The sequence below is a fragment of the Clostridium sp. 1001270J_160509_D11 genome (genome assembly GCF_015667935.1).
In the GTDB taxonomy this organism is placed as follows: domain Bacteria; phylum Bacillota; class Clostridia; order Peptostreptococcales; family Peptostreptococcaceae; genus Intestinibacter.
Window position 1 is genome coordinate 1 of record NZ_JADPET010000183.1, and the last position, 4,821, is coordinate 4,821.

Here is a 4,821-nt window from a genome sequence, read left to right on the forward strand (position 1 = left end):
ACACAGAAGTTAAGCTCCTGAGCGCTGATGGTACTTGGTGGGCAACCGCCTGGGAGAGTAAGACGTAGCCACGTAATCTTTTTTTGTTGTTTTAAAAGAGATTATACTCACATGAAGCTAACATAAAAATTAAAATACTACTTTAATATACAACAAAATATTAAGGAGAAGTTATCTAATAAATAAGATTAATCTTCTTACATAAAAAAACCATTCTTTTAACACTATAAAATATATAGTATAAAAGGATGGTTTTTATTTATATCATTAAAATTTATGCCATTATTTCCTGCACAAACTTATCTAATCTATCTAGAGCTTCCATAAATACTTCTTCGCTACAAGCAAAAGATATACGAACATACTCATCTATGCCAAAAGCTATACCTGGAACAATTGCAACTTTATATTTTTCTAAAAATTTATCGCAAAAATCAGATGATAAACTTTCTTTATATTCAAATTTTCCTTTTAGTTTTGATATATCTATAAACACATAGAATGCACCTTGTGGATAAATATATGCTAAGTTTTGTATTTTATTAAGTCTACCTGTTACTAAATCGCGTCTTTTTCTATAAGCTTCAACCATATTGTCGATATCTTCTTTACAATATTTTAAAGCACCATAACCAATATATTGAGCTGCTAAGCAAGGATGTGATACTAAATGACCTTGTATAGCACTTATATTTTTAGCAAGCTCTCTTGGAACTGCTAAATAGCCCAATCTAGTACCTGTTAAAGCGGCTGATTTGGCAAATCCATTCACTGTTATAGTAATATCTCTTATTTCATCATTTAATGATGCAACAGAAACAAATTCCCCACTAAAGCATATTCTTTCATAAATTTCATCAGCTAATATATATACATTGTGTTTTAAACAAACGTTACATATATCAAGTAACTCTTCTTTTGTATAAATAGCTCCTGTAGGATTACATGGATTATTTAATATAAGCATTTTTGTTTTATCTGTTATATATTTTTCTAAAATTTCTCCAGTTAATTTAAAATCATTAGCTTTATCAGTTTCTATAGCAACTGGGACAGCATTTACTAACTTAGTCATTTCAGAATAACTAACCCAATAAGGTTTCACTAATAAAACTTCATCTCCTGGATCAGTAACAGCCATTAATGTATTTGTTATCGCCATTTTAGCACCACTAGTAACAACTATTTCGTCTGGAGCATAGTGACAATTATTTTCTTCTAATAATTTTTTGCTTATTTCTTCTCTTAATATAGTTAATCCAGGGACTAAATCATATTTAGTGATATTATCATTTAGAGATTTTATACCACATTCTTTAGCCTTTTCTGGAACATTAAAATCTGGTTCCCCAACGCTCAGATTCAATACATCTATACCTTGTGATTTCATCTCTTTTACTTTAGAGCTTATCCCAACTGTGCGTGATGGTGTTATAACATCAAGTCTTTTTGATAGCATATTATTTATTACCTCCCTAATTTTATGTCAAAATATGTATATTATATATATATTAAATATAATATATTAAATTGGGACAAATTTACAGAATAAAAATAAAACTATATGTAAAATGTGCAAAGATTTTTAAAAAATTTTGAACTTTTTTTGTAAGCATTACAATTACTAAGCTTTAGAAAATATATTACAGGAAAAAGTTATATAATAGGCGAATTGTTATTGACGAGAATATGGAAATTCGCTATCCTTAAAGTAAATACAAAATATTTAGAACCCCTTTAAATTAAGGGGAATTTTTTTAAATAAAAATACTATATATAGTATAAAGTGTAAAAATAAACCACAATATATTGTGGTTTGAGGGGGAACGGGAATTGATAGAATATATAAGAAAAAGAGATGGGAGAAAGGTCATTTTTGATAAGGATTGTATAACAAAAGCTATATTTTCAGCAGCAAGTGAAGTGGCAGAAAAGGAGGATACACAGCCAAACTATGAAATAGCAGAAGGTTTATCTGCACAAGTAGTTAATTTGTTAAATAAAAAATTTGTTGATGAAATACCTACTGTTGAGGATATACAAGATACGGTAGTAAAGGTACTTATTGAAACAGGCCATGCAAAGACTAGTGAGGCATTTATTCTTTATAGGAATGAAAGAAGTAGAATAAGGAATTCAAGATCTAGATTGATGAAGGCTATAGAAAAAATAACATTTGAAGATGCTAGTAATGCAAATATTAAAAGAGAAAATGCAAATATAGATGGTAATACTGCTATGGGGACTATGCTCCAATATGGTAGTACTGTGTCTAAGGAGTTTTGCAAAACTTTTGTTATCAAACCAGAGCATGCTCAAGCACACGACACAGGGGAAATACACATACACGATATGGACTTTTTAAATATGGGGACTTTAACATGCTGCCAAATAGACCTAGATAAATTATTTGAAGGTGGATTTTCTACTGGTCATGGATTTTTAAGAGAGCCAAATAGCATAATGAGTTATGGCGCATTAGCAGCAATTGCAATCCAAAGCAATCAAAATGATCAGCATGGGGGACAAAGTATACCATTTTTTGATTATAATTTGGCTAAAGGTGTATACAAGACTTTTAGAAAGTTATATATAGCTAATTTAAATAAGGGATTAAAATTATTAAAGGGTATAGATGATAAAAGAGCAGTAAAAGACATTGTGTATGATACTGAAAAGAGTTCAAATAAAAAAGTAGGCTTAGAAAAAAATCCAGATTACCTATACATTGAAAAAGAAAAATTAATAGAAACATTTAATATAGAAGAACCTTTAGCAGTATCAATCCAAAACTTTGCATATGATGAGGCGTATAAGGAGACAGATAGACAAACATATCAGTCTATGGAAGGATTTATTCATAATTTAAATACAATGCATTCAAGAGCAGGTGCACAAGTGCCATTTTCAAGTATAAACTTTGGTACAGATACATCACCAGAAGGAAGAATGGTAAGTAAAAACTTATTATTATCATTAGAAAAAGGATTAGGTAATGGAGAAACTGCGATATTCCCTATATTAATATTTAAAGTTAAAGAAGGGGTTAATTTAAATCCAGAAGACCCTAATTATGATTTATTCAAATTATCGTGTAGAGTTTCTGCAAAAAGATTATTTCCTAACTTTAGTTTCTTAGATGCTCCATTTAATTTAAAAACGTATATACCAGGTAAACCAGAAACTGAAACAACATATATGGGTTGTAGAACTAGAGTAATGGGCAATGTTTGTGGTGAAGAGGTTGCAAGTGGTAGAGGGAACCTATCATTTACTACTATTAACTTACCTAGATTAGGAATTAAGTATGGAATAGTAAATGGACGAACAAAAAAAGATTTAGATGGCTTTTTTAATGAATTAGATGAAAAGATAGATTTAGTAATAGATCAACTTCTTGAAAGAATGGAGATTCAAGGAAATAAGAGAGTGAAGAACTTTCCGTTTTTAATGGGGCAAGGAATATGGAGAGGATCAGATAACCTTTCTCCAGAAGATACACTAAAAGAAGTAATAAAACAAGGTACATTAACAGTAGGATTTATAGGATTAGCAGAATGTTTAATAGCTTTAACAGGAAAACATCATGGTGAAAGTGAAGATGCACAAGAATTAGGCTTAAAAATAGTTTCACACATGAGAAAAAGAATAGATGAGGCGACAGAGAAATATAAATTAAACTTCTCACTTATAGCAACTCCTGCAGAGGGGCTTTCAGGACGTTTCACAGAAATAGATAAGAAGATATATGGGGAAATAACAGGAATAACAGATAAAGAATATTATACTAATTCGTTCCATGTGCCTGTATACTATAATATATCAGCTTTTAACAAGATAAAAATAGAGGCACCATACCATGAATTAACTAATGGTGGTCATATAACTTATGTTGAGCTAGATGGCGATACTTCAAACAATTTACAAGCTTTTGAAACAATTATTAGAAGTATGAAAGAAATGGGCATAGGATATGGTAGCGTAAATCATCCAGTAGATAGAGATCCTGTATGCGGATTTTCAGGTGTGATACCTGGTACTGTGTGCCCTGTTTGTGGACGTAATGAAGAAGAAAGTGATATAAAATTCGAAAGAATAAGAAGGATAACAGGTTATTTAGTAGGGACAGTAGATCGATTTAATGATGCTAAAAAAGCAGAAGTAAGAGACAGAGTAAAACATACCAGAATTTAAAAGGGGGGAGCAAAATGAAACTAAGAATAGCATCTCCTGTAATATGTGACAGTATAGTTGATGGACCTGGACTTAGAATGGTAATATGGACACAAGGTTGTAAACATAACTGTAAAGGATGTCACAATCCACAAACTCATAGTTTAACAAAAGGGTATGAAGTAGACACAAAAGAAATAATCAATAAAATGGCATCTTTAAAATTACAACAGGGAATAACCCTTTCAGGAGGAGAGCCGTTTTTACAGCCTGCACCATTAGTTGAAATTGCAAAAGAAGCAAAAAATATGAATTTAGATGTTTGGAGTTACACAGGATTTAAATTTGAAGAACTAATAGATAGAAAAAATCCGCTTTATTTTGAAAATGTGGAATTATTAAAATATATAGATGTACTTGTAGATGGAAGATTTGAACTTGATAAAAGAGACATAAGTTTACTCTTTAGGGGTTCATCCAATCAACGAATAATAGACGTAAAGAAAAGTTTGAAATACAAAACAGCAGTATTAAAATTTGAATATATGCAAGAAAAACAATTATATACAGCTAAATAATATTTATAGTAAAAACTTCTCTTGATTAAATATTAGGAGAGGTTTTATTTTTTTATAAATATATTAATCA

Annotated in this window: 3 protein-coding genes; 2 read left to right on the forward strand and 1 reads right to left on the reverse strand. The window is 30.1% G+C overall.

Annotation, left to right across the window (positions count from 1 at the left end):
* Window positions 1-274: 274 nt before the first annotated feature.
* The gene (locus I4U58_RS12675) at window positions 275-1,459 is read right to left on the reverse strand and encodes a pyridoxal phosphate-dependent aminotransferase (RefSeq protein WP_195931707.1); all 1,185 of its coding nucleotides are present in this window, start codon (window positions 1,457-1,459) and stop codon (window positions 275-277) included.
* Between the two features lie 374 nt (window positions 1,460-1,833).
* Here I4U58_RS12675 and I4U58_RS12680 point away from each other — a divergent pair, with 374 nt between their 5' ends.
* Both I4U58_RS12680 and nrdG read left to right on the forward strand, forming a co-directional pair.
* The gene (locus tag I4U58_RS12680) at window positions 1,834-4,194 is read left to right on the forward strand and encodes an anaerobic ribonucleoside triphosphate reductase (protein ID WP_195931708.1); all 2,361 of its coding nucleotides are present in this window, start codon (window positions 1,834-1,836) and stop codon (window positions 4,192-4,194) included.
* A gap of 14 nt (window positions 4,195-4,208) precedes the next feature.
* Window positions 4,209-4,751 carry an anaerobic ribonucleoside-triphosphate reductase activating protein gene (gene nrdG, locus I4U58_RS12685; RefSeq protein ID WP_195931709.1) on the forward strand — a complete coding sequence of 181 codons (543 nt, stop codon included), beginning with the start codon at window positions 4,209-4,211 and terminating at the stop codon, window positions 4,749-4,751.
* The last annotated feature ends 70 nt before the right edge of the window (window positions 4,752-4,821 follow it).